Genomic DNA, 19,009 nt, shown 5'->3' on the forward strand with positions numbered 1-19,009 from the left:
GACAGTGGCGGCCGTGGAGGCGAAAGAGCGCGAGAGCGAGCGGACCTGCATCGTCACGCGGCGGCGAGAGCCGCCGGAAGGGCTGATCCGCTTCGTGCGCGGCCCCGACGGGGTCGTCGCGCCGGATATTCGCGCCCGCCTGCCGGGCCGCGGCGTCTGGGTCGGCGCGCGGGCGTCGCTCGTCGCGGAAGCGGCGAAAAAACGCATGTTCGCGCGCGGTTTGAAGGAGCAGGTGGAGACGCCGCCCGGGCTCGCCGAGGACGTGGACCGGCTGCTCGAAGCCGACTGCCTGCAGATGCTCGCCATGGCCAACAAGGCGGGCGCGGTGACGGCGGGCTTCAACAAGGTCGAGGGTTTGCTGGCGAGCGGCGGCGCCGCCGTCCTCATCGGGGCGGCGGACGGCGGGGCCGACGGCAAGCGGAAGCTTCATCAGGCGGCGCGGCGATCGGGCGCGGTATGGCGTGAAAACGATGGCGTTCCGCCCATGGTCGGCTTATTTACGTCGAGCCAATTGGATTTGGCTTTGGGGCGCACAAATGTGATACATGCTGCGCTCGCCCCCGGCGGGCCGGGCGCAAGTTTTCTGGCGCGCTGCCGCCGATTGGCGGCTTACCGGGGCGTGGAGCTCGACGGCGCGCCCCTTGTGGCGCAGATGATGCGGGATGTGCAGCCGGAGGCCGAGGGGCGTGCCGGCGAGGCTATGGAAGCAAGCGGGTCGGTAGCGGCCGAGGATCGGAAGCTGGATGAGTGAGAGCGAGAACAGCGACAAAACCCTGACTGTCGCGCCGTCGAAGACGTTGCATCTGAAGCAGCGGCCGGCCGGGGAGCAGGGCATGGTGCGCCAGAGCTTCTCCCATGGCCGTTCGAAAGTGGTCGTGGTCGAGAAGGTCAAGCGCCGCGCGCCGGGCCATGGCGAAGCGCCCAAGGCCGCGGCCGCGCCCGCGCCCGCCCAGCCGGCGGCGCCGGCTCCCGCCGCGCCGACGCCGACCCCGCCTCCCCGGCACGAACGCCCGGCGCCTGCGCCGCGCGGCGGCTCGGGCGTGGTGCTGCGCGCACTGACCGACGAGGAGCGCGAGGCCCGCGCCCGCGCGCTGGTCGACGCCCGCTCCCGCGAGGAGGAGGAGCGCCGCCGCGCGGAGGTCGAGGCCAAGGCCAGGGCTGAACGCGAGGAGCGCGAGCGCGCCGAGCGCGCCGCCGCCGAAGCGCGCAAGCGCGAGGAGGAGGAGCGCCTCGCCCGCGAAGCCGAGTCCAAACGCAAGGCCGAAGAGGAAGCGCGCCGCCGCCTGCCGCAGGAGGCCGCGAGCGCCCCTGCCCCGGCGAGGCCCGCCCCGCCGCGCCTGCGAGGCCGGCGCCGGCAAGGACGCCAGCGCCCGCCGGACGCCCGACGCCGGCCGAGACGCCGGTCCGGCGCCCGCCCGTGCGCACCGTCGGCGGCTTTACGCCGCCCGCGCCGCCTCGCCCCGCGCCGTCGCGCGGCGGCGAGCAGAAGAACCGTGGCCGCCTCACTGTGACCACCGCGACGAGCGGCGAGGGCGAGGAGCGCACGCGCTCCGTCGCCTCCTTCCGCCGCCGCGTGCAGCGCCTGAAGGGTTTCGGCCACGCCGAGCAGAAGGAAAAGGTGCTCCGCGAAGTCGTTCTGCCGGAGACGATCACCATCCAGGAGCTCGCCAACCGCATGTCCGAGCGCGGCGTCGACGTCATCCGCCTGCTGATGAAGCAGGGCGCGATGCACAAGATCACCGACGTGATCGACGCCGACACCGCGCAGCTCGTCGCCGAGGAAATGGGCCACACGGTCAAGCGCGTCGCCGAGTCCGACGTCGAGGAGGGCCTGTTCGACACGCCCGACGTCGACGCCGACCTCGAGCCGCGCCCGCCCGTCGTGACCATCATGGGCCATGTCGACCACGGCAAGACCTCGCTTCTCGACGCCATCCGCCAGGCCAATGTGGTCGCGGGCGAAGCCGGCGGCATCACGCAGCACATCGGCGCCTATCAGGTGACGTCGCCCGGCGGCCAGCCAGTGACCTTCATCGACACGCCCGGCCACGCGGCCTTCACGGCCATGCGCGCCCGCGGCGCCAAGGTGACGGACATCGTCGTGCTGGTCGTCGCTGCCGACGACGGCGTCATGCCGCAGACGATCGAGGCCATCAACCACGCCCGCGCGGCCAATGTCCCGCTCATCGTCGCGATCAACAAGGTCGACAAGCCCGACGCCAGGCCCGACCGCGTGCGCACCGAGCTGCTCCAATACGAGGTGCAGGTCGAGAGCATGGGCGGCGAGACGCTCGAAGTCGAAGTCTCCGCCAAGCAGAAGCTCAATCTCGACAAGTTGCTGGACGCCATATCGCTGCAGGCCGAAGTGCTCGACCTGAGGGCCAATGGCGACCGCGCCGCAGAAGGCACGGTCATCGAGGCGCGCCTCGACAAGGGCCGCGGCCCGGTCGCGACGATGCTCGTCCAGCGCGGCACGCTGCATGTCGGCGACATCATCGTCGCCGGCACGCAATGGGGCCGCGTCCGCGCGCTGCTCGACGACAAGGGCGCGACGCGGCAAGAGGCCGGTCCGAGCTTCCCGGTGGAAATCCTGGGCTTCAACGGTACGCCCGAGGCCGGCGACCGCGTCGCGGTCGTGGAGTCGGAGGCCCGCGCCCGCGAGATCACCGAATATCGCGAGCGCATGAAGCGCGACAAGCTCGCCGCCCGCGGCGGTTCGGCGCGCGGCACGCTCTCCGACATGATGAGCCAGCTCAAGGCGGCGGGCCGCAAGGAGTTCCCGCTCGTCATCAAGGGCGACGTGCAGGGCTCCGTCGAGGCCATCGCCGCCGCGCTCGAGAAGCTCGGCACGGATGAAGTCGGCGCCCGCCTGGTGCATGCCGGCGTCGGCGGCATCTCCGAGTCCGACATTGCGCTGGCCGAGGCCTCCCATGCGGCGGTCATCGGATTCAACGTCCGCGCCCACAAGGAAGCGCGCGAGGCGGCCGAGCGCGCGGGCATCGAGATTCGCTACTACAACATCATCTACAATCTGGTCGACGACGTGAAGGCGGCCATGTCGGGCCTGCTCGCGCCGACGCTCCGAGAGACGATGCTCGGCAATGCGCAGATCCTCGAGGTCTTCGACATTTCCAAGGTCGGCAAGGTCGCGGGCTGCCGCGTCACCGACGGCACGGTCGAGCGCGGCGCCAACGTCCGCCTCATCCGGGACAATGTCGTGGTGCACGAGGGCAAGCTCTCGACGCTCAAGCGCTTCAAGGACGAGGTCAAGGAGGTCGTCGCGGGCCAGGAGTGCGGCATGGCCTTCGAGAACTACCAGGACATGCGTGCGGGCGACGTCATCGAATGCTATCGCGTCGAGGAGATCAAGCGGACGCTTTGAGCCGCTTCACGCGCGTCATGGCCGGTCATTGCCGGCCATGAACGCCGGAAGAGGCGGCTGAAGGCGCGCCTCTCCTCTGGAGTTTCAACCCATAGAAACGTGGTCGCCCGCGTCGTGCGCGGGCGCGACGTGTTGGCGGAAGCGTAGTCATCTCATGTCCCGATCCCACCATCCGGCCGGCGCCGCGCCGTCGCAGCGCATGTTGCGCGTGGGCGAGCTCATTCGCCACGCCGTCGCGCAGCTCCTGTCGCGGGGCGACGTGAGCGACCCCGTGCTCGAAAAGCACGTCGTCACCGTGTCGCGCGTGAAAATGAGCCCGGACCTCAAGCTTGCGACGATCTATGTGATGCCGCTCGGCGGCAAGGACGAGCCGGAAGTGATCGCCGCGCTCGACCGCCACAAGAAATTCCTGCGCGGAGAGATCGCGCATGAGGTGAATTTGAAGTTCGCGCCGGACGTCCGGTTTCGCATCGACGACAGCTTCGACACGGTCTCTCGCATCGACGCGATCCTCGCTTCCGAGCGCGTGAAGCGCGATCTCGAAGCTGCCGATGACGACGACGCGACAGACAACGCCTGAGAGAAGATGAGCCAAAAGAGATCCAATCGCGCCGTCGTCGACGGCTGGGTGGTGCTGGACAAGCCCGTGGGACTGACTTCCACCCAGGCGGTGTCGCGCCTCAAGCGCATCTACAACGCCCAGAAGGCGGGCCACGCCGGCACGCTCGATCCGCTGGCCTCGGGCATTCTGCCGGTCGCCTTCGGCGAGGCGACGAAGACCGTCCCCTTCGTGCAGGACGGCGAGAAAGCCTATCGTTTCACCGTGCGCTGGGGCGTCGAGACCAATACGGACGATTCCGACGGCGAGATCACGCGCACGAGCGAGACGCGCCCGGAGCGCGCCGATATCGAGCGCCTGCTGCCGCAGTTCACCGGCGACATCCTCCAGACGCCGCCGCAGTTTTCGGCCATCAAGATCGCCGGCGAACGCGCCTATGACCTCGCCCGCGGCGGCGAACAGGTCGAACTCAAGGCCCGGCCCGTGACCATTCACGCGCTGACGATCGAGTCTTTCTCCCCGGAGGAGACGGTCCTGTTCATGGAGTGCGGCAAGGGCGCCTATGTGCGCGCCATCGCCCGCGATCTCGGGCGGCTCATGGGCTGTTACGGCCATGTCACGGCGCTGCGCCGCACCCGGGTCGGTCCGTTCCTCGAAGAGGATTCCTTCACCCTGGACGAGATCGAGGCTCAGGGCATGGCGGCCGATGCGCTGCTCTCCGTCGAGGCGGGCCTTTCCGAACTGCCCTGCGTCGTCGTCGATCGCGACACGGCCGCCCGGCTGCGGCGCGGCGGCTCGGTCATTCTGCGCGGCCGCGATGCGCCACATGGTGGCGTCGTTTACGCGGCCTGCGGCGGCGCGCCCGTGGCGTTCGGCGAAGTGGTCGAGGGCGCGCTGGTTCCCTCGCGCGTCTTCAATCTGCCGTTCTGATCGCGCGGCTCACGCGCCGCGCAGCAGGGCTTCGATGTCGGTCTCGGCGAGGGTCGGGCGCCAGTCGGCGCAGCGGCCCGCCAGCGCGAAATGATGCGCCCCTCGCCGCCAATGCGCCAGGCGCCAGGCGCCTGCGGCGGTTTCATCGCGCATGGACACCCCCGGCGGGTCGAGCGAGATGACGAAACTGTCGAGCGGGCGGCGCAGCCCCTCGCCGGTCGCCTTCACCACCGCCTCTTTCATCGTCCATATGGCGAAGAACGCGTCGCGCCGCGCCTCGTCCTCGAGCGCGCGCAGAAGCGCGGCCTCCTCGGGCGCAAAGAAACGCTCGGCCAGTTTCAGGCTTTCGGCGCGCCGATTGGCGGGCTCCACATCGACGCCGATTTCGACGCCCTCGGCGAGCGCGACGGCGACCATGCCCCGCGTGTGGGTCATGCTGAAGCGCAGGTCGCAGGGGGGATCGAGGAGGTAGGGCTTGCCGAGCGGCGCCGCCGCGAAGCGCCAGTCCTGCGGCGCCCCGCCCGCCCGGCGGGAGAGATCCGCGCGCAGCAGCGCGTGGGCGGCGACATAGGCCTGACGGTCCTCCTCGAAGGCGAACCGCGCGGCGCGCGCCCGCTCGTCGTTGTCTAGCAGCGCGGCGAGCCGCAGCCATTGCCCGGGGGCGACGCTCCGCACATCGAGCGCATGAACCGCGACTTCCACGGCCTTCCAGGCTTCCCGAAGCGTCAGGACACGCCGAGCTTCTTTTGCAGATTGGTCGACGACGTCGTGTATTGGAACAGAAGCTTCTTCTCGGGATAGATGTAGCGATGCGCCTTCTGCGCCGCGAGCGCGCCCTCGTGGAACCCGGAGAGAATGAGCTTCAGCTTGCCCGGATAGTAATTGATGTCGCCGACGGCGAAGATGCCAGGATGGCTCGTCTCGAACTTCTCGGTGTCGACGGGGATGAGGTTCTCGTTGAGCTGGAGGCCCCATTCGGCCACGGGGCCGAGCTTCATGGTCAGGCCGAAGAAGGGCATCATGCGATGGCAGGAGAGCTGCTCCTCCGCGCCGTCATTTCCCTTCAGCGTCACGCGGGCAAGCTGGCCATCCGCGCCCTCGACGGCCGTGATCTGGCCGAGCCTGAAGGAGATCTTGCCCGCCTTCACCAGTTCCTGCATCGCAGAGACGGAGTGCGGCGCGGCGCGGAAGGCGTCGCGGCGGTGAACGAGGGTGACGCTGCGGGCGACCGGCTGGAGGTTGAGCGTCCAGTCGAGCGCGGAGTCGCCGCCGCCGACGATGACCACGTCCCTGTCGCGGAAATCCTCCATGCGGCGCACCGCGTAGAAAACAGACTTCCCTTCGTACTGCTCGATCGTCGGGATCGGCGGCTTCTTGGGCTGGAAGGAGCCGCCGCCGGCCGCGATGATCACCACCTTGGCGATGAAGACCTTGCCCGCGTCGGTCGTCAGGCGAAAGGAGGGCTTCTCGGGCGTGCCGAGCGGGGTGAGCGTCTCGACCATTTCGTTGAAATGGAAGGTCGGGCCGAAGGGCTCGATCTGCTTGAGCAGATTGTCCGTCAGCTCCTGGCCGGTGACGATCGGCAGGCCCGGAATGTCGTAGATCGGCTTCTCGGGGTAGAGCTCGGAGCACTGGCCGCCCGCGCGCGGCAGAATGTCGATGACATGAGACTTGATGTCCAGAAGGCCCAGTTCGAACACCGCGAAGAGGCCGGCCGGCCCGGCGCCGACGATGACGACATCGGTTTCGATCGCAGGCGGGTTGAGCTGGTTCATGTCCTAAATCCTCAATGTCTTGCTTGCGGCGCGTCCGCCCGACTCGAGGCGCGGAGCCGCTGCGGCGCTCCGGCGCGCCCCGGACGGTCGAAATGGGCCGGACCGAGAAAACGGGGAGGATCGTCGGACGCGGCCAACCGGCCGGCGGATAGGCTCATCCGCCGCCGCTCTCTTTCGTCTATAGCATTCGTCTGGCGATGCAACACCAAACCCACCGCGGCGGGGCCGCCGCCTGCGGCCTCAGCCCTGCTGGGCCGGCGTGACGACGACGAGACCGTCGAGCTCCGGACGCACGGTGATCTGGCAGCAGAGGCGGGAATTCGGCTTCACGTCGAAGGCGAAGTCCAGCATGTCCTCCTCCATCTGCGAGGGCTTGCCGGTCTTCTCGACCCATTTCTCGTCCACATAGACGTGGCAGGTGGCGCAGGCGCAGGCGCCGCCGCATTCCGCCGCGATTTCCGGAATGTCGTTCCGCCGGGCGGTCTCCATCACCGTGGAGCCGACCTCGCCCTCGACGGTGCGGTCCTGGCCGGTCGAGTCGACGAAGGTGATCTTGACCTTGGTCGGCGCGCCGCCGCCGGGTTCGGCGCCATAGCGGGTGGCGGTGTCGTCGAAGCTCATCTTCACCATGACGCGCGTCTCTTCCCTCGATTGCCGGCGGCGCTGGCGCCGCTGATGCCGCAGCCGCTCAAGTCCGGCCCGGCCGAAACTTGTGTACGTGTCGGGCTCGATTAGCACCCGGCCGGGCGCCGCGCTAGCCCCCTTTCGCCCGCGTGGCGCGCATCCCGCGAGACGCGCAGGTTCAACGGCCGGAGGTCTGCGCCGCCGGCTGCTGTGAGGGGCCCCAGATGAACTGGGACGGGTCGCGCTCTATGGACTTGATCGCCTGGTCGAGCGAATCCACCGCCCGCCGCGCGTCGATCGCCAGTTGCTCATACTGGCGCAGGCCGGCCGCCGAGAAATGCTTGAGATTGGCCGAGGCGCCGGCAATGTTGCCCGTAATGGCCTTGATCTGCTTGGGATCGATCGCCTTGATCGTCTGCTCCCCGGCGGCGAGCACCTTGTCGAGCCGGGCCGCGACGGGCTTCAGCGCATGAGCGGTCTCCGCCGCGTCCTTGATGAAGGACGAAATCTGCGTGGAATTGTCGGCGAGCGTCTTGGTGAAGGTCTCGGCGTTCTTCAGCGCGCCCCTGATCGAATCCTTGTTGTCGTCGAGCATCCGGTCGATCTTCGTCAGGACCTCCGCCGCCTTGGTGGAGAGATCGTTGACATTGCCGAGCAGGTTCTGGATTTCCGAGCGTTCCGCCTGGATTTGCGGATAGCGCTGGCCTTTCTGCGCGACGAGATCGGGCGCCTTTTCGGTTCCGCCGACGAGGAGCACGTCGGAGACGCCGGTGAAGCCCCGCGTCTCGAGCTTGGCGCGGGTATTGGTCTTGACCGGCGTCAGTTCGTTGATCTTCACGAGCACGTCGACCTTGCTCGGATCCGTCGCTGAGATCGCCAGATGCGTCACCTCGCCGACCTTCACGCCATTGAAGAGGACCGAGGAGCCCCGTGAGAGGCCCGAAACCGATCCGGTGAAGACGATCTGATAGATGTCCTGCTTCCCGCTCTGGCCGGAGCCCGAGAACCAGTAGACGAAGCCGAAGGCGGCGAAAATCACTGTCAGCGTGAAGGCGCCGATCAGCGCGTAGTTGGCGCGGGTTTCCATCCGTCTCCCTCTTAGCCGGAAATCGCGCCGGCAAGCCTGCCGCCGCGAACCCCGTGGAAATAGGCCCTCAGCCAGGGATGATCGGACTCGAGCAGCGTCTCGAGCGGCCCGTCGGCGATCACCCGGCCATCGCCCAGCGCGGCGACGCGGTCGCAGATCGAATACAGGCTGTCGAGGTCGTGCGTCACCATGAACACGGTCAGGCCGAGGGTCTCCTGAAGCGTCGCGATCAGATCGTCGAATTCCGCCGCCCCGATGGGGTCGAGGCCCGAGGTCGGCTCGTCCAGGAAGACCAGTTCGGGATCGAGGGCCAGCGCCCGCGCGAGCGCCGCGCGCTTGACCATGCCGCCCGACAATTCCGACGGAAATTTGTCGGCGGCGTCCGGCTTCAGGCCGACGAGGGCGATCTTGAGCATGGCGAGTTCGTCCATCAACCGCTGCGAAAGATCGCGCGTCTCCCGCATGGGCATCTGGATGTTCTGCTTTACGGTGAGGCCGGAGAAGAGCGCGCCGTTCTGAAACAGCACGCCCCATCGCTGTTCGAGCGCCTGCCGCTCGGCGGCCGACAGCGCGTCGCGATCCTTGCCGAATATGCGGATTTCGCCCGCCCGCTTGGGCACGAGCCCCAGAATGGCGCGGGTGAGCACCGATTTGCCCTGCCCGGAGCCGCCGACGAAGCCGAGCACCTCCCCGCGATAGACGTCGAGATCGAGCCCGTTCATCACGAGCTTGTCGCCAAAGCCCACGACGAGGCGGCGCACGCTGATGATCGGCTCGCCGGGCCCCGTTTCTTGGCTCGTTCCCTGTTCCAGGGCTGTCATCTATGCGCCCCTCAGTAGTCGACCGCCGCGAAAAACACGGCGAAGAGCCCGTCGAGCAGGATGACCATGAAGATCGACTTCACGACAGACGAAGTGACCTGGCGTCCAAGCGACTCGGCCGAGCCCTCGGTCGAGAGCCCGTCCATGGCGGCGATGAGGCCGATCACCAGCGCCATGAAGGGCGCCTTGATGAGTCCGACCATGAAGGTGTGAAAGGCGATCGCGTCTTTCAGCAGGGAGACGAAGGCCACCGGGCTGATGCCGCCATAGCTCCAGGAGACGAGCATGCCGCCGAACAGCGCCGCCATGTCGGCGATGAAGGTGAGCAGCGGCAGCGAGCAGACGAGCGCGAGCACGCGCGGCGCGATCAGCACCTCGATCGGCGAGAGACCCATCACCCGCAGCGCGTCGATCTCCTCGCGCATCTTCATCGAGCCGATTTCGGCGGTGATGGCCGAGCCCGAGCGGCCGGCGATCATGATCGAGGTGAGCAGCACGCCCATCTCGCGCAGCACGAGAATGCCGATGAGGCTGACCGTGTAGCTCGACGCGCCGAATTTCAGGAGCTGGAAGATGCCCTGCTGCGCCACGATGCCGCCAACGAGGAGATTGATCAGGATGATGATCGGCGCGCTGCGCAGGCCGATCAGCTCCATATGCGCGACGAGCGAGGTGACGCGGAAACGCCTCGGATTTAGAGCGACATAGGCCATGGCCGCCATGAATTCCCCGAGAAAGGCCATGCCCCGATGGAATTCCGAAAAACCCTGAACGACCGAAAGCCCGAGGTCGGCCAGCAGGGAGACGATCGCGGACGGGCGGCGGCGCGCCGGCGGGCCGAAATCGCGCCAGGCCGCCTGTTCCAGCATGACGCCGTGCCGGGGCCGCACATGTTCGAGCGCCACGCCGACATTTTCCTGCGTGAGCCGGCGCCGCGCCCGATTGATCAGCCAGGCGCCGGCGGTGTCGAGCCGCGAGACGCCGGACAGATCGAGCGTGACGAAGTTGACGCTCTGGCCCAGATCGATCACGTCCTGCGCCTTTTGTTCGAGGCGACGCGCGGCGGCGAGCGTCCAGTCGCCGGACAGGGCCAGACGCGCGCCGCCCTCGCGGGGCGCAACGTCTGGCGGCGTCGGAGCGGCGTCGAGAGCCATCGGACCTCGTTTTTGGAGAAAGCCGGGTTCGGCCAAGCCTTTCAACAGGTCTTAGCTTCGCGGCTCCCCATCGACAAGCGCGCTCGTGGCAAAAGCGTGATAAATCGTGGCTGAAGAACGCGGAGCGATACATTTGCGCATCGAGCTTGTCCTGGCCGTCGAGGCTTTTCCCATCGCCGGGCGATTCGTCATCTCCCGCGGCGCCAAGACCGAAGCGCGGGTCGTCGTCGCCGCGCTTCGGGCCGGCGACGCTGTCGGACGCGGCGAATGCGTGCCTTACGCCCGCTACGGCGAGAGCGTCGAAAGCGTCGTGGCGCAGATCGAAAGCGTTCGCAGCGAGATCGAATCGGGCGCGGGGCGGATGGCGCTCCAGCGCCTGCTGCCTCCGGGCGCGGCGCGCAACGCGCTCGACTGCGCCCTGTGGGATCTCGAAGCCAAGACGAGCGGGCGGCGCGCCTATCTCACGGCGGGTTTTGCGCGCCTCGTTCCGCTGACGACCGCCTATACGCTGTCGGTGGGGACGCCCGAGGAGATGCGCGCCGCCGCGATGAAGGCCGCCGACCGGCCGCTTCTGAAAGTGAAGCTCGCCGGCGAGGGCGACGACGCCCGCCTCGCCGCCGTGCGGGAGGGGGCGCCCCATGCGCGGCTGATCGTCGACGCCAACGAGGCCTGGCGCGAAGAGACGCTCCCCGGCCAGCTCGACGCCTGCGCCCGCTACGGCGTCGCGCTCGTCGAACAGCCCCTGCCCGCCGGCCGGGACGAGATGCTGGCGCGAATCGCCCGCCCGATCCCGATCTGCGCCGACGAAAGCGTCCATGACGCCCAGTCGCTCGAGCCGCTGCGCGGCCGCTACGATGCGGTCAACATCAAGCTCGACAAGGCCGGAGGGCTGACCGAGGCGCTCGCCATGGCGCGCGCGGCGCAGGCCATGGGCTTCGAGATCATGGCCGGCTGCATGGTCGGCACCTCTCTCGCCATGGCGCCCGCGGCGCTCATCGGCCAGATGGCGGCTTTCGTGGACCTCGACGGCCCGCTGCTGCTCGAGAAGGACCGCGAGCCCGGCCTCGTCTATGAGGGCTCGACCCTGACGCCGCCGCCTCCCGCGCTCTGGGGCTGACCGCCTCAGGCTCGATCACATGCCCTGGATGACCGGTTCGCCGGCTTCGAGCCAGGCCAGGATGCCGCCGCCGAAATGGGTGTCGGCGTCGCGCCGCCCGGCGAGCCGCGCCTGCTCCATGGCCGTCACCGACCGGCGCCCCGAACGGCAATAGATCACCACCTTCCGCCCCTCTGCCGCGACCGGCAGCTTCGCGGGATCGAACTGCGACAGCGGGTTGAACAGCGCCCCCGCGATATGGCCGGCCGCATATTCTTCCGCCTCCCGCACGTCGACGAGAAGGATGGAGCCGTTCGCGAGCCCCGCCTTGAGGGCGTCGAGGCCGATGTCGTTGAAGGCGGAGGCGTCCATGGGCTGATCACTCCAAGGGTTTTTTCGGTCAGCCATTTCATTCGCACGCGCGCGCCAGTTCCGTCCAGAGCGGCGCGCGCCAGTCCCGCCCAGAGCGGCTCGCGCCATGTCTCGGAGCGGGAGGAAACCGCGCATTTACGTTTGGCCGCGACAGTGAGCGCGCTCATGCCGAGCTGAAGGCTTCTAGAATGCAGTTACGCCATCTCGCCAGTCGCAGTCCGCAAGGGGCGCCCGCGGCGCCGGAGGCGCGACCCGCGGGGACGGCTCTTCCCGCGCCCGACCCGAGCCTCATCCTCCCGTCCATCGGCGAGCTGGTCTATCTCTGGGACATCGCCGCCGACCGGCTGAGCTGGGGGCCGAACCGCCTGGAGACGCTGGGGCCCATCGGGACCGCCGACATGGACCGCGGCGCCGCCTATGGCGCGCTCGTCGCCCGCGAGAGCGCGACCTCGCGCGAGGACGCCGTCATGCGCTCGACCGAGAAGGACGAGGGCGCCGGCGTCGCCTATCAGATCGTCTATGGCCTCAAGGCGCCGCGCGAGGAGGGGCCGGCGCCCGTCGTCTGGGTCGAGGACACAGGCCGCTGGTTCGCCGGGGCCGACGGCAGGCCCGCCCATGCCCATGGCGTGCTGCGGATCGTCACCCAGCGCCATGAAGCGGAGCGCAGGCTGGCGCTCGGCGCGCAGATCGATCCGCTCACCGGCGCGCTCCAGCGCGCCCAGTTCGCCGACCGTCTGACCGGCGCCCTCCAGCGCGTCGAGCCCAACCGCAAGCCGTTCGTCGTGCTGCTCGCGGCGCTCGACAATCTCTTCGCCATCAACCGCACCTATGGCTATCAGGCGGGCGACGAGGTGATCGCCGGGCTGGCGCGGCGCCTGCGTGAAAACGTCCGCGCCACCGATGTGGTCGGCCGCCACGCGGCCAACAAGCTGGCGCTGCTGCTCGAGGACTGCGACACGGAGGAGGCGCATTCGGCCGCCCATCGCCTCATCGACGTGGTGAAGGATGCGCTCTTCGAGACCTCGGCCGGACCGATCCCCGCGACCATCCGGATCGGCGGGGTCGTCGGGCCGCGGGAGGGGCGCAGTCCCGAGGCGCTGTTTCGCCGCGCCGAAGAGGCGCTCGACCTCGCGCGTCAGGGGGCCGACAGCCGCTACGTCGCCTACACCGCCTCTCTCGCCCGCAAGGACGCGCGGCTGAGGGCGCTTCGCGTCGCCGACAATATCGTGTCCGCGCTGAGCGACAGGCGCGTCGAGCTCGCCTTTCAGCCGATCGTCGACGCGGCCTCGGGCGAGGTCGCCTTTCACGAGGCGCTGTTGCGCCTACGCCTGCCCGACGGCGTCGCGATCTCGCCCGCGACCCTGTTGCCGGTCGCCGAAAGGCCGGCCTCGCGCCGCTCCTCGACCAGCGGGTGCTGGAGCTGGCGCTCGACCGGCTCGCGGCCGACCCCGATCTGCGGGTCTCCGTCAACTGCTCGATCAATACAGTGCTCGATCCGGAGTGGCCCGAGCGTCTGGCCCAGGCGGCCGCCGCCAACCCCGGCCTGAAAGGCCGCCTCATCATCGAGATCACCGAGACGGCGATGATCGAGGATTTCGAAACCACGCGGGCGCGCATCGCGGCCTGCAAGAGCATTGGCGTGAGGGTCGCGATGGACGATTTCGGCGCCGGCCACACCTCTTTCCGCAATCTGCGCGATCTCGCCTTCGAGATGGTCAAGATCGACGGCGCCTTCATCCGCAATATCGCGACCTCGGCGGACGACCGTTTCTTCGTAAAGACGCTGATCGACCTCGCCAGGCACCTGTCGCTGAAGGTCGTCGCGGAATGGGTGGAGGACGACGCCACGGCGCGCATCCTGCGCGACTGGGGCGTCGACTATTTCCAGGGCGCGCTCTACGGCTGGGCCGAGGCGGCGCCGGCGGGGATCAGCCGTCAGGGCGCCGCCCCGGCGACGCCCTGACCCGAGGCCCCGACCCGCGGGCGGTCAGCCCGTATTGCGCAGGCCCGCCGAGACGCCGTTGATGGACATGAGAATGCCCTCGCGAATCTCGGCGTCGGTCATGCCGGCGCGGTGGCGGCGGATGAGTTCGGCCTGAATGTAGTTGAGCGGCGCAATATAGGGGAAGCGGTGCCTGATCGAGCGCGCCAGCGTCGGATTGTCGGCGAGCCGCTCCCTGGTGCCGAGTATCTTCTCCAGCGCCGCGACCGAGCGCGCGTGCTCGGCCTCGATCATGGCGAAGATGCGCTCGGCCAGCGCGCGATCCTCGACGAGATCGGCGTAGCGCCGGGCAATTTCGAGGTCCGTCTTCGACAGGATCATGTCGATGTTGGAAAGAAGCGAGCGAAAGAACGGCCATTCGCGCGCCATGCGGCGGAGCAGATCGAGCCGCGGCTTTTCATCCGCCGAGAGATAGCCGGCGATGGCCGAGCCGAAGCCGAACCAGCCCGGCAGCGCCACGCGCGCCTGCGCCCAGGAGAAGCTCCAGGGAATCGCGCGCAGATCCTCGATCTTGCGCGAGGGTTTGCGCGACGCGGGCCGCGAGCCGATGTTGAGCGAGGCGATTTCGGCGATCGGCGTCGAGGCGAAGTAATAATCGACGAAGCCCTCGGTCTCGTAGACGAGTCCGCGATAGGCCGCCATGCCGGCGCGCGACAGCTCGTCGGCGATCTCCAGAAACTCCGGCGGCGGCGCCTTGTGCTGAGACAGGAGCGTCGCCTCCAGCGTCGCGGCGACCAGCAGCTCGAGATTGACGTGGCCGATCTGCGGATTGGCGTATTTCGCCGCGATCACTTCGCCCTGCTCGGTCAGTCTGATCTGCCCGTTCACCGTGCCGGGCGGCTGGGCGAGAATGGCGTCGTAGCTCGGGCCGCCGCCGCGCCCGACCGTGCCGCCGCGGCCATGGAAGAGCCGCATGGCGATATTGGGCATGGAGGCGAAGAAGTCGGCGAGCGCCGTCGAGGCGCGGTAGAGCTCCCAGATGCTCGTGAGAATGCCGCCGTCCTTGTTGCTGTCCGAATAGCCCAGCATGATGTCCTGCTGCGCGCCGGAATTGACGACGAGCCGCTGAATGCCGGGCAAGGCGTAGAAGGCGCGCATGATCGGCGCGGCGTTGCGCAGGTCGCCGATGGTCTCGAAGAGCGGCACGATGATGAGATCGGCGGCCACGGCCTCCGCGTCGCGCGGATCGAGCGTGCCGCGCATCAGGCCGCATTCCTTCTGCAGCAGCAGCACTTCGAGAAGATCGCTCACCGTCTCCGTATGGCTGACGATGTAATGGCGGATCGCTTCGTCGCCATAGAGGCGGCGCATCTCCACGGCGCGCTCGAAGATCGCGAGCTCGCTCATCGTGCGGTCGCTGTAGACCTTCTCCGGCAGGCGCACGGGACGCGGATCGGAGAGGAGCCGCATGAGCAATTGCTGCTTCTCGACTTCGGCGAGCGCCGCGTAATCCTCGGCGACGCGGGCGGCGGCGAGGAGCTCGGAGATCGTCTCCTCGTGGCGATCCGAACTCTGGCGCAGATCGAGTGTGGCGAGATGGAAGCCGAAGACCTCCACCGCGCGAATGAGCGGCTCGAGACGCTGCGAGGCGATGACGTCGCTGTGATGGATGCGCAGCGATTCGTCGATCGTGACGAGATCGGCGAGCAGCGCCCAGGAATTGGCGTAAGGCGCGCCCGGCGCGACGGCGTGGCGCATCGCCTGCCCGCTGGTGAGCTTTTCCAGCGTGCCGGCGAGGCGCGAATAGACGCCGATCAGCGCGCGCCGATAGGGCTCGTTGTCGCGGTGCGGATTGTCGTCGCCCGAACGCTGGGCGAGCTCCTCCAGCGCCCGCGTGGCGCCGCCATAACGCCGCGAGATCGAGAGCTCCGCGCCGAGTTCGTGCACCTCGACGAGATAATGGCGCAGCGCCGTCTCGCACTGCATGCGCAGCGCCGTCGCAAGCGAGTCGGCCGTCACGTTCGGATTGCCGTCGCGGTCGCCGCCGACCCAGGCGCCCATGCGCAGGAAGGGCGGCACGCGCAGGCCGTCGAGCTTCGCCTCGATCTCGCCGTAGAGCTTCGGAATCTCGCGCAGGAAGGTCGAGCGGTAATAGCTCAGCGAGTTTTCGATCTCGTCGCGCACGGTGAGCCGCGACTCGCGCAAAAGCTCGGTCTGCCACAATTGCATGACGCGGGCGCGCAGCTGAGCTTCGTTCTGGGCGCGCTCGGCCTTGCTCTTCATGTGCTCGCGCTGGGCGAGCAAGGTGAAGATGGCGCGCTCGGTGTCGAGCAGGCTCTTGCGGCGCACTTCCGTCGGATGGGCGGTCAAGACGGGGGAAATCCAGCCGCGCGACAGGGCGGCCGCGATCTTGCCGGGGCCGATGGCCGCCTTGCGAAGATGCGAGAAGGAGCGCGTGAGGCTCGGCTCGTCGAGAACCCCGCCCGCCGCGAGCGCCCGCGCCCGTTCCTTCAGCGGATGCAGATCCTCGGCGATGTTCGCCAGATGCGAGAAATAGCTGAAGGCGCGGATCACCGCCGTCGCCTCCTTGGCGGTGAGCGAGCGTAATAGCGCGTCGAGCTTGACCGCGGCGTCCTGATCCTTGTTGCGGCTCGCCGCCACGGAGAGGCGGCGGATCGTCTCGATGCGCTCGAAGGCCTCATCGCCTTCCTGCTCGCGCACGGCGTCGCCGAGCAGGCGGCCGAGAAGGCGGATGTCCTCGTTGAGCGGCAGGTCGCCGCGCGCCTCCGGCTCCGCCGGACTCTGAGCCTGAGCCGCCGCTTCCTTCGTCTGTGCGTCGAGCTGCATGATGAACCCTTGAATTCGAACGCCCCGCCCCTCGCGGCGCGCCGCAGCCTATAGCAGGCCGGGGCCGCGTTTACGACTCAGGGCCTCATACAAGACCGGCGCCGCGCCCGACGCTCACGGATCGAAGGGGTCGAATTCCTCGTCGTGATATTTCCTGAAATCGGTCGGCGTCAGCTCCTGGCGACAAGCCGGCGCCAGTTGCCGGATGTGACGCTTGAGGCAGTTCTCCATCTCGAAGATGAAGACCGTGTTGCCGCCGCAGAAACGGCCCGAGTCGACCGCGCAGGCGCCCTGCTCCTCGGCCATGTCCTCGGCCGTGTTGCCCGCCCAGGTGTTGACTGCGAAGGCCGGAGCGCAGGCAAGAATGACGAAAGCGAATGCGGAAGCGAGGATCTTCATCCGGCGGCCCCTGGCTCTGAGACAGGCCGACTGTGCGGCGTCGGCGCCGCTTTGGCAAGCGCCCGCCTCGAGCGCCCGCCTCGAACGACCGCCCCTTGTTCGAAACCCCCGCCCCCCTTATAGACCTTGCGCGGCCAGCAAACGTCAATCGCCCGCGCCCGTCGCGCGCCAATCGGTCACGCCATGCTCGACACTATGGAAATCGCCCTCTTCGCGGGGCTCGGAGTTCTCTTCGCCATCGGCCTCATCGTCCTTTCGCGCTGGTCGAAGACGCGGCCGGCGCTGCTTGCGTCCTATGCGCTCATCGCGGTCTGCTTCCTTTACGTGGGCTTCGCCATCCGCGCCGAGAACTACGAGACCTGGGTCGGCTTCGAGATGACCGCCGTCGCCGTTTTCGGCACGCTCGCCGGCATGTCGATCGTCGGCTCGCCCTGGTTCGTGGTCGCGGGCTTCGCCCTGCATCCGGTCTGGACGCTCTATGAACATTACTTCGGCGCCGGCCAGGCGTTCGCGCCCGCGCCCTTCGTCATGGCGACCGTCGGCTTCGACGTGGCGGTGGCCCTCTATGTGGCCTATATGACGGTGCTCGGCGGCAAGGCCGGCGCGGAGACGGCCGCGCCCGCGCGCAAGCTCGCCGCGCGCTCGCGAGACCGCAAAGGAGCCGCGCAATGAACGCCCCGGCCGACTTCGACATCCGCCACGACTGGACGGTCGACGAGATCGTCGCCATCCACGACCTGCCCCTTCTCGATCTGATCGCGCGCGCCAACGCCATGCATCGCCGCTATCATGACGTCAACGACGTGCAGAAGGCGGCGCTTCTCTCCATCAAGACCGGCGGCTGCCCCGAGGATTGCTCCTATTGCCCGCAGTCGGCGCATCACCGCGAGGTGAAGCTCGATCGCGTCGATCTCCTCTCGACGCAGGACGTGCTCGCTGCCGCGAGGACGGCGAGGGAGGCCGGCGCCGACCGCTTCTGCATGGGCGCGGCCTGGCGCTCGGCCCCGAAGGACAAGCGTTTCGACGCGGTGGTCGAGATGGTGCGCGGCGTGCGCGAACTCGGCATGGAGGCCTGCGTCACGCTCGGCATGATCGACGAGTCGCAGGCGAGCCGCCTCGTCGAGGCGGGACTCACCGCCTACAACCACAATCTCGACACCGGCCCCGAATTCTACGGCGACATCATCTCGACCCGCACCTATCAGGATCGCCTCGACACGCTGAAGGCGGTGCGCGGCGCGGGGCTCGAAATGTGCTGCGGCGGCATCATCGGCATGGGCGAAAGCGTGCGCGACCGCGCCGGCATGTTGCAGGTTCTCGCGGGCTTCGACCCGCATCCCGAGAGCGTGCCGATCAATACGCTGGTCGCTGTGGAAGGAACCCCGCTCGCCGAGCGCGAAAAGGTCGATCCGCTCGATCTCGTGCGCATGATCGCCGTCACCCGCATCGTCATGCCGCGCGCGCGGGTGCGCCTCTCGGCGGGCCGCTCCTTCCTTACCCGCGAGGCGCAGATTCTCTGCCTCGTCGCGGGCGCGAACTCCATCTTCTATGGCGAGAAGCTGCTCACCACGAACAACGCCGGCGTGAACGAGGACGACGCGCTCTTCACCGCGCTCGCGCCACGCTGAAATCGAGCCGACGCCCACCGGGCTCCCGGCGGGGGAATTTATGCGGATCGAGCCCCGCCGTCTCGGCGGCGTTGAGGATCAGGGGCTGCAACAGATCGCGCTCGGCCTCTTCGAGGAGGCCGCCGCCGGTCTCTTCGTCCAGTCGCATCAGATCGTCGAAGAGGCGCGTCAGCGCCTCGACGATCCTTCCCTCGGGGACGCGCGGGGGCAGCGCCTTCAGCTCGCCGAAATAGGCGCGGACGCGATCATCGACGCGCCCGGTCGCCTCCGTCGTCGCGCCGGCCACGCCGCTATCCCGGCAGCGCTCCCAATGGGCGGCGATGGACTGCTCCGCATCTTCGAGAAGCGCGTCCAGCCGCCGGTTCGTCGCCGCATTCATTCCCTTGTCGCCTC

General features: G+C 68.5%; 16 protein-coding genes and 2 pseudogenes. 8 read left to right on the forward strand and 10 right to left on the reverse strand.

Annotation, left to right across the window (positions count from 1 at the left end):
• Nucleotides 1–4 precede the first annotated feature (4 nt).
• The 4 genes and pseudogenes from WOC76_RS18625 (at nucleotide 5) to truB (ending at nucleotide 4,871) form a co-directional block, all read left to right on the forward strand.
• Entirely contained in the window at nucleotides 5–751 is a 747-nt protein-coding gene (locus WOC76_RS18625) for an RNA-binding protein (RefSeq protein ID WP_341104662.1), read from the forward strand.
• Nucleotides 744–3,382 (forward strand): annotated as a pseudogene (gene infB / locus WOC76_RS18630) (translation initiation factor IF-2). Before WOC76_RS18625 ends, infB begins: the two are co-directional and overlap by 8 nt.
• Before the next feature lie 154 nt (nucleotides 3,383–3,536).
• The gene (rbfA, locus tag WOC76_RS18635; protein WP_341104657.1) at nucleotides 3,537–3,962 is read left to right on the forward strand and encodes a 30S ribosome-binding factor RbfA; all 426 of its coding nucleotides are present in this window, start codon (nucleotides 3,537–3,539) and stop codon (nucleotides 3,960–3,962) included.
• Nucleotides 3,963–3,968: 6 nt separating this feature from the next.
• Complete coding sequence (truB, locus tag WOC76_RS18640; protein WP_341104656.1) at nucleotides 3,969–4,871, forward strand: tRNA pseudouridine(55) synthase TruB; 903 nt, start codon at nucleotides 3,969–3,971, stop codon at nucleotides 4,869–4,871.
• A gap of 9 nt (nucleotides 4,872–4,880) precedes the next feature.
• Here the strand turns inward: truB and WOC76_RS18645 are convergent, their stop codons facing one another.
• The 6 genes from WOC76_RS18645 to WOC76_RS18670 form a co-directional block, all read right to left on the reverse strand.
• Nucleotides 4,881–5,573, reverse strand: coding sequence for a 4'-phosphopantetheinyl transferase family protein (locus WOC76_RS18645; RefSeq protein ID WP_341104655.1), 693 nt, complete (start codon nucleotides 5,571–5,573; stop codon nucleotides 4,881–4,883).
• Nucleotides 5,574–5,596: 23 nt separating this feature from the next.
• Nucleotides 5,597–6,646 carry an NAD(P)/FAD-dependent oxidoreductase gene (locus tag WOC76_RS18650; protein ID WP_341104653.1) on the reverse strand — a complete coding sequence of 350 codons (1,050 nt, stop codon included), beginning with the start codon at nucleotides 6,644–6,646 and terminating at the stop codon, nucleotides 5,597–5,599.
• 240 nt (nucleotides 6,647–6,886) lie between these two features.
• On the reverse strand, nucleotides 6,887–7,276 hold the full coding sequence (locus tag WOC76_RS18655; protein ID WP_341108723.1) for a 2Fe-2S iron-sulfur cluster-binding protein: 390 nt from the start codon (nucleotides 7,274–7,276) through the stop codon (nucleotides 6,887–6,889).
• A 172-nt stretch (nucleotides 7,277–7,448) separates the two neighbouring features.
• Nucleotides 7,449–8,357 carry an MlaD family protein gene (locus tag WOC76_RS18660; protein WP_341104652.1) on the reverse strand — a complete coding sequence of 303 codons (909 nt, stop codon included), beginning with the start codon at nucleotides 8,355–8,357 and terminating at the stop codon, nucleotides 7,449–7,451.
• A gap of 11 nt (nucleotides 8,358–8,368) precedes the next feature.
• Nucleotides 8,369–9,178, reverse strand: coding sequence for an ABC transporter ATP-binding protein (locus tag WOC76_RS18665; RefSeq protein ID WP_341104651.1), 810 nt, complete (start codon nucleotides 9,176–9,178; stop codon nucleotides 8,369–8,371).
• A gap of 11 nt (nucleotides 9,179–9,189) precedes the next feature.
• Nucleotides 9,190–10,332: an ABC transporter permease gene (locus WOC76_RS18670; RefSeq protein ID WP_341104649.1), complete on the reverse strand. Its 1,143-nt coding sequence runs from the start codon at nucleotides 10,330–10,332 to the stop codon at nucleotides 9,190–9,192.
• A gap of 133 nt (nucleotides 10,333–10,465) precedes the next feature.
• Here WOC76_RS18670 and dgcA point away from each other — a divergent pair, with 133 nt between their 5' ends.
• A complete protein-coding gene (gene dgcA, locus WOC76_RS18675) occupies nucleotides 10,466–11,449 on the forward strand; it encodes an N-acetyl-D-Glu racemase DgcA (RefSeq protein WP_341389883.1) in 984 nt (327 codons plus the stop codon).
• A gap of 15 nt (nucleotides 11,450–11,464) precedes the next feature.
• On the opposite strand, the gene WOC76_RS18680 is transcribed toward dgcA, so the two are convergent.
• Nucleotides 11,465–11,800 (reverse strand): rhodanese-like domain-containing protein, encoded by a 336-nt coding sequence (locus WOC76_RS18680; RefSeq protein ID WP_341104646.1) that lies wholly within the window; start codon nucleotides 11,798–11,800, stop codon nucleotides 11,465–11,467.
• A gap of 467 nt (nucleotides 11,801–12,267) precedes the next feature.
• Between WOC76_RS18680 and WOC76_RS18685 the strand changes: the two are divergent.
• Nucleotides 12,268–13,763 (forward strand): annotated as a pseudogene (locus WOC76_RS18685) (putative bifunctional diguanylate cyclase/phosphodiesterase).
• A gap of 24 nt (nucleotides 13,764–13,787) precedes the next feature.
• On the opposite strand, the gene ppc reads toward WOC76_RS18685, so the two are convergent.
• Nucleotides 13,788–16,589: a phosphoenolpyruvate carboxylase gene (gene ppc, locus WOC76_RS18690; RefSeq protein WP_341104644.1), complete on the reverse strand. Its 2,802-nt coding sequence runs from the start codon at nucleotides 16,587–16,589 to the stop codon at nucleotides 13,788–13,790.
• A gap of 114 nt (nucleotides 16,590–16,703) precedes the next feature.
• Nucleotides 16,704–16,988, reverse strand: a complete 285-nt coding sequence (locus WOC76_RS18695; protein WP_341104642.1) for a hypothetical protein — start codon at nucleotides 16,986–16,988, stop codon at nucleotides 16,704–16,706.
• Between the two features lie 183 nt (nucleotides 16,989–17,171).
• Here WOC76_RS18695 and WOC76_RS18700 point away from each other — a divergent pair, with 183 nt between their 5' ends.
• Complete coding sequence (locus WOC76_RS18700; RefSeq protein ID WP_341104641.1) at nucleotides 17,172–17,660, forward strand: PTS sugar transporter subunit IIA; 489 nt, start codon at nucleotides 17,172–17,174, stop codon at nucleotides 17,658–17,660.
• Nucleotides 17,657–18,616 carry a biotin synthase BioB gene (gene bioB / locus WOC76_RS18705; RefSeq protein WP_341431532.1) on the forward strand — a complete coding sequence of 320 codons (960 nt, stop codon included), beginning with the start codon at nucleotides 17,657–17,659 and terminating at the stop codon, nucleotides 18,614–18,616. The genes WOC76_RS18700 and bioB overlap by 4 nt, the downstream gene beginning before the upstream one ends.
• Here the strand turns inward: bioB and WOC76_RS18710 are convergent.
• Nucleotides 18,594–18,995 (reverse strand): hypothetical protein, encoded by a 402-nt coding sequence (locus tag WOC76_RS18710; RefSeq protein WP_341104638.1) that lies wholly within the window; start codon nucleotides 18,993–18,995, stop codon nucleotides 18,594–18,596. The two genes, bioB and WOC76_RS18710, sit on opposite strands and share 23 nt — an antisense overlap.
• Nucleotides 18,996–19,009: the final 14 nt, after the last annotated feature.

The organism is Methylocystis sp. IM3 (genome assembly GCF_038070105.1).
Lineage (GTDB): Bacteria > Pseudomonadota > Alphaproteobacteria > Rhizobiales > Beijerinckiaceae > Methylocystis.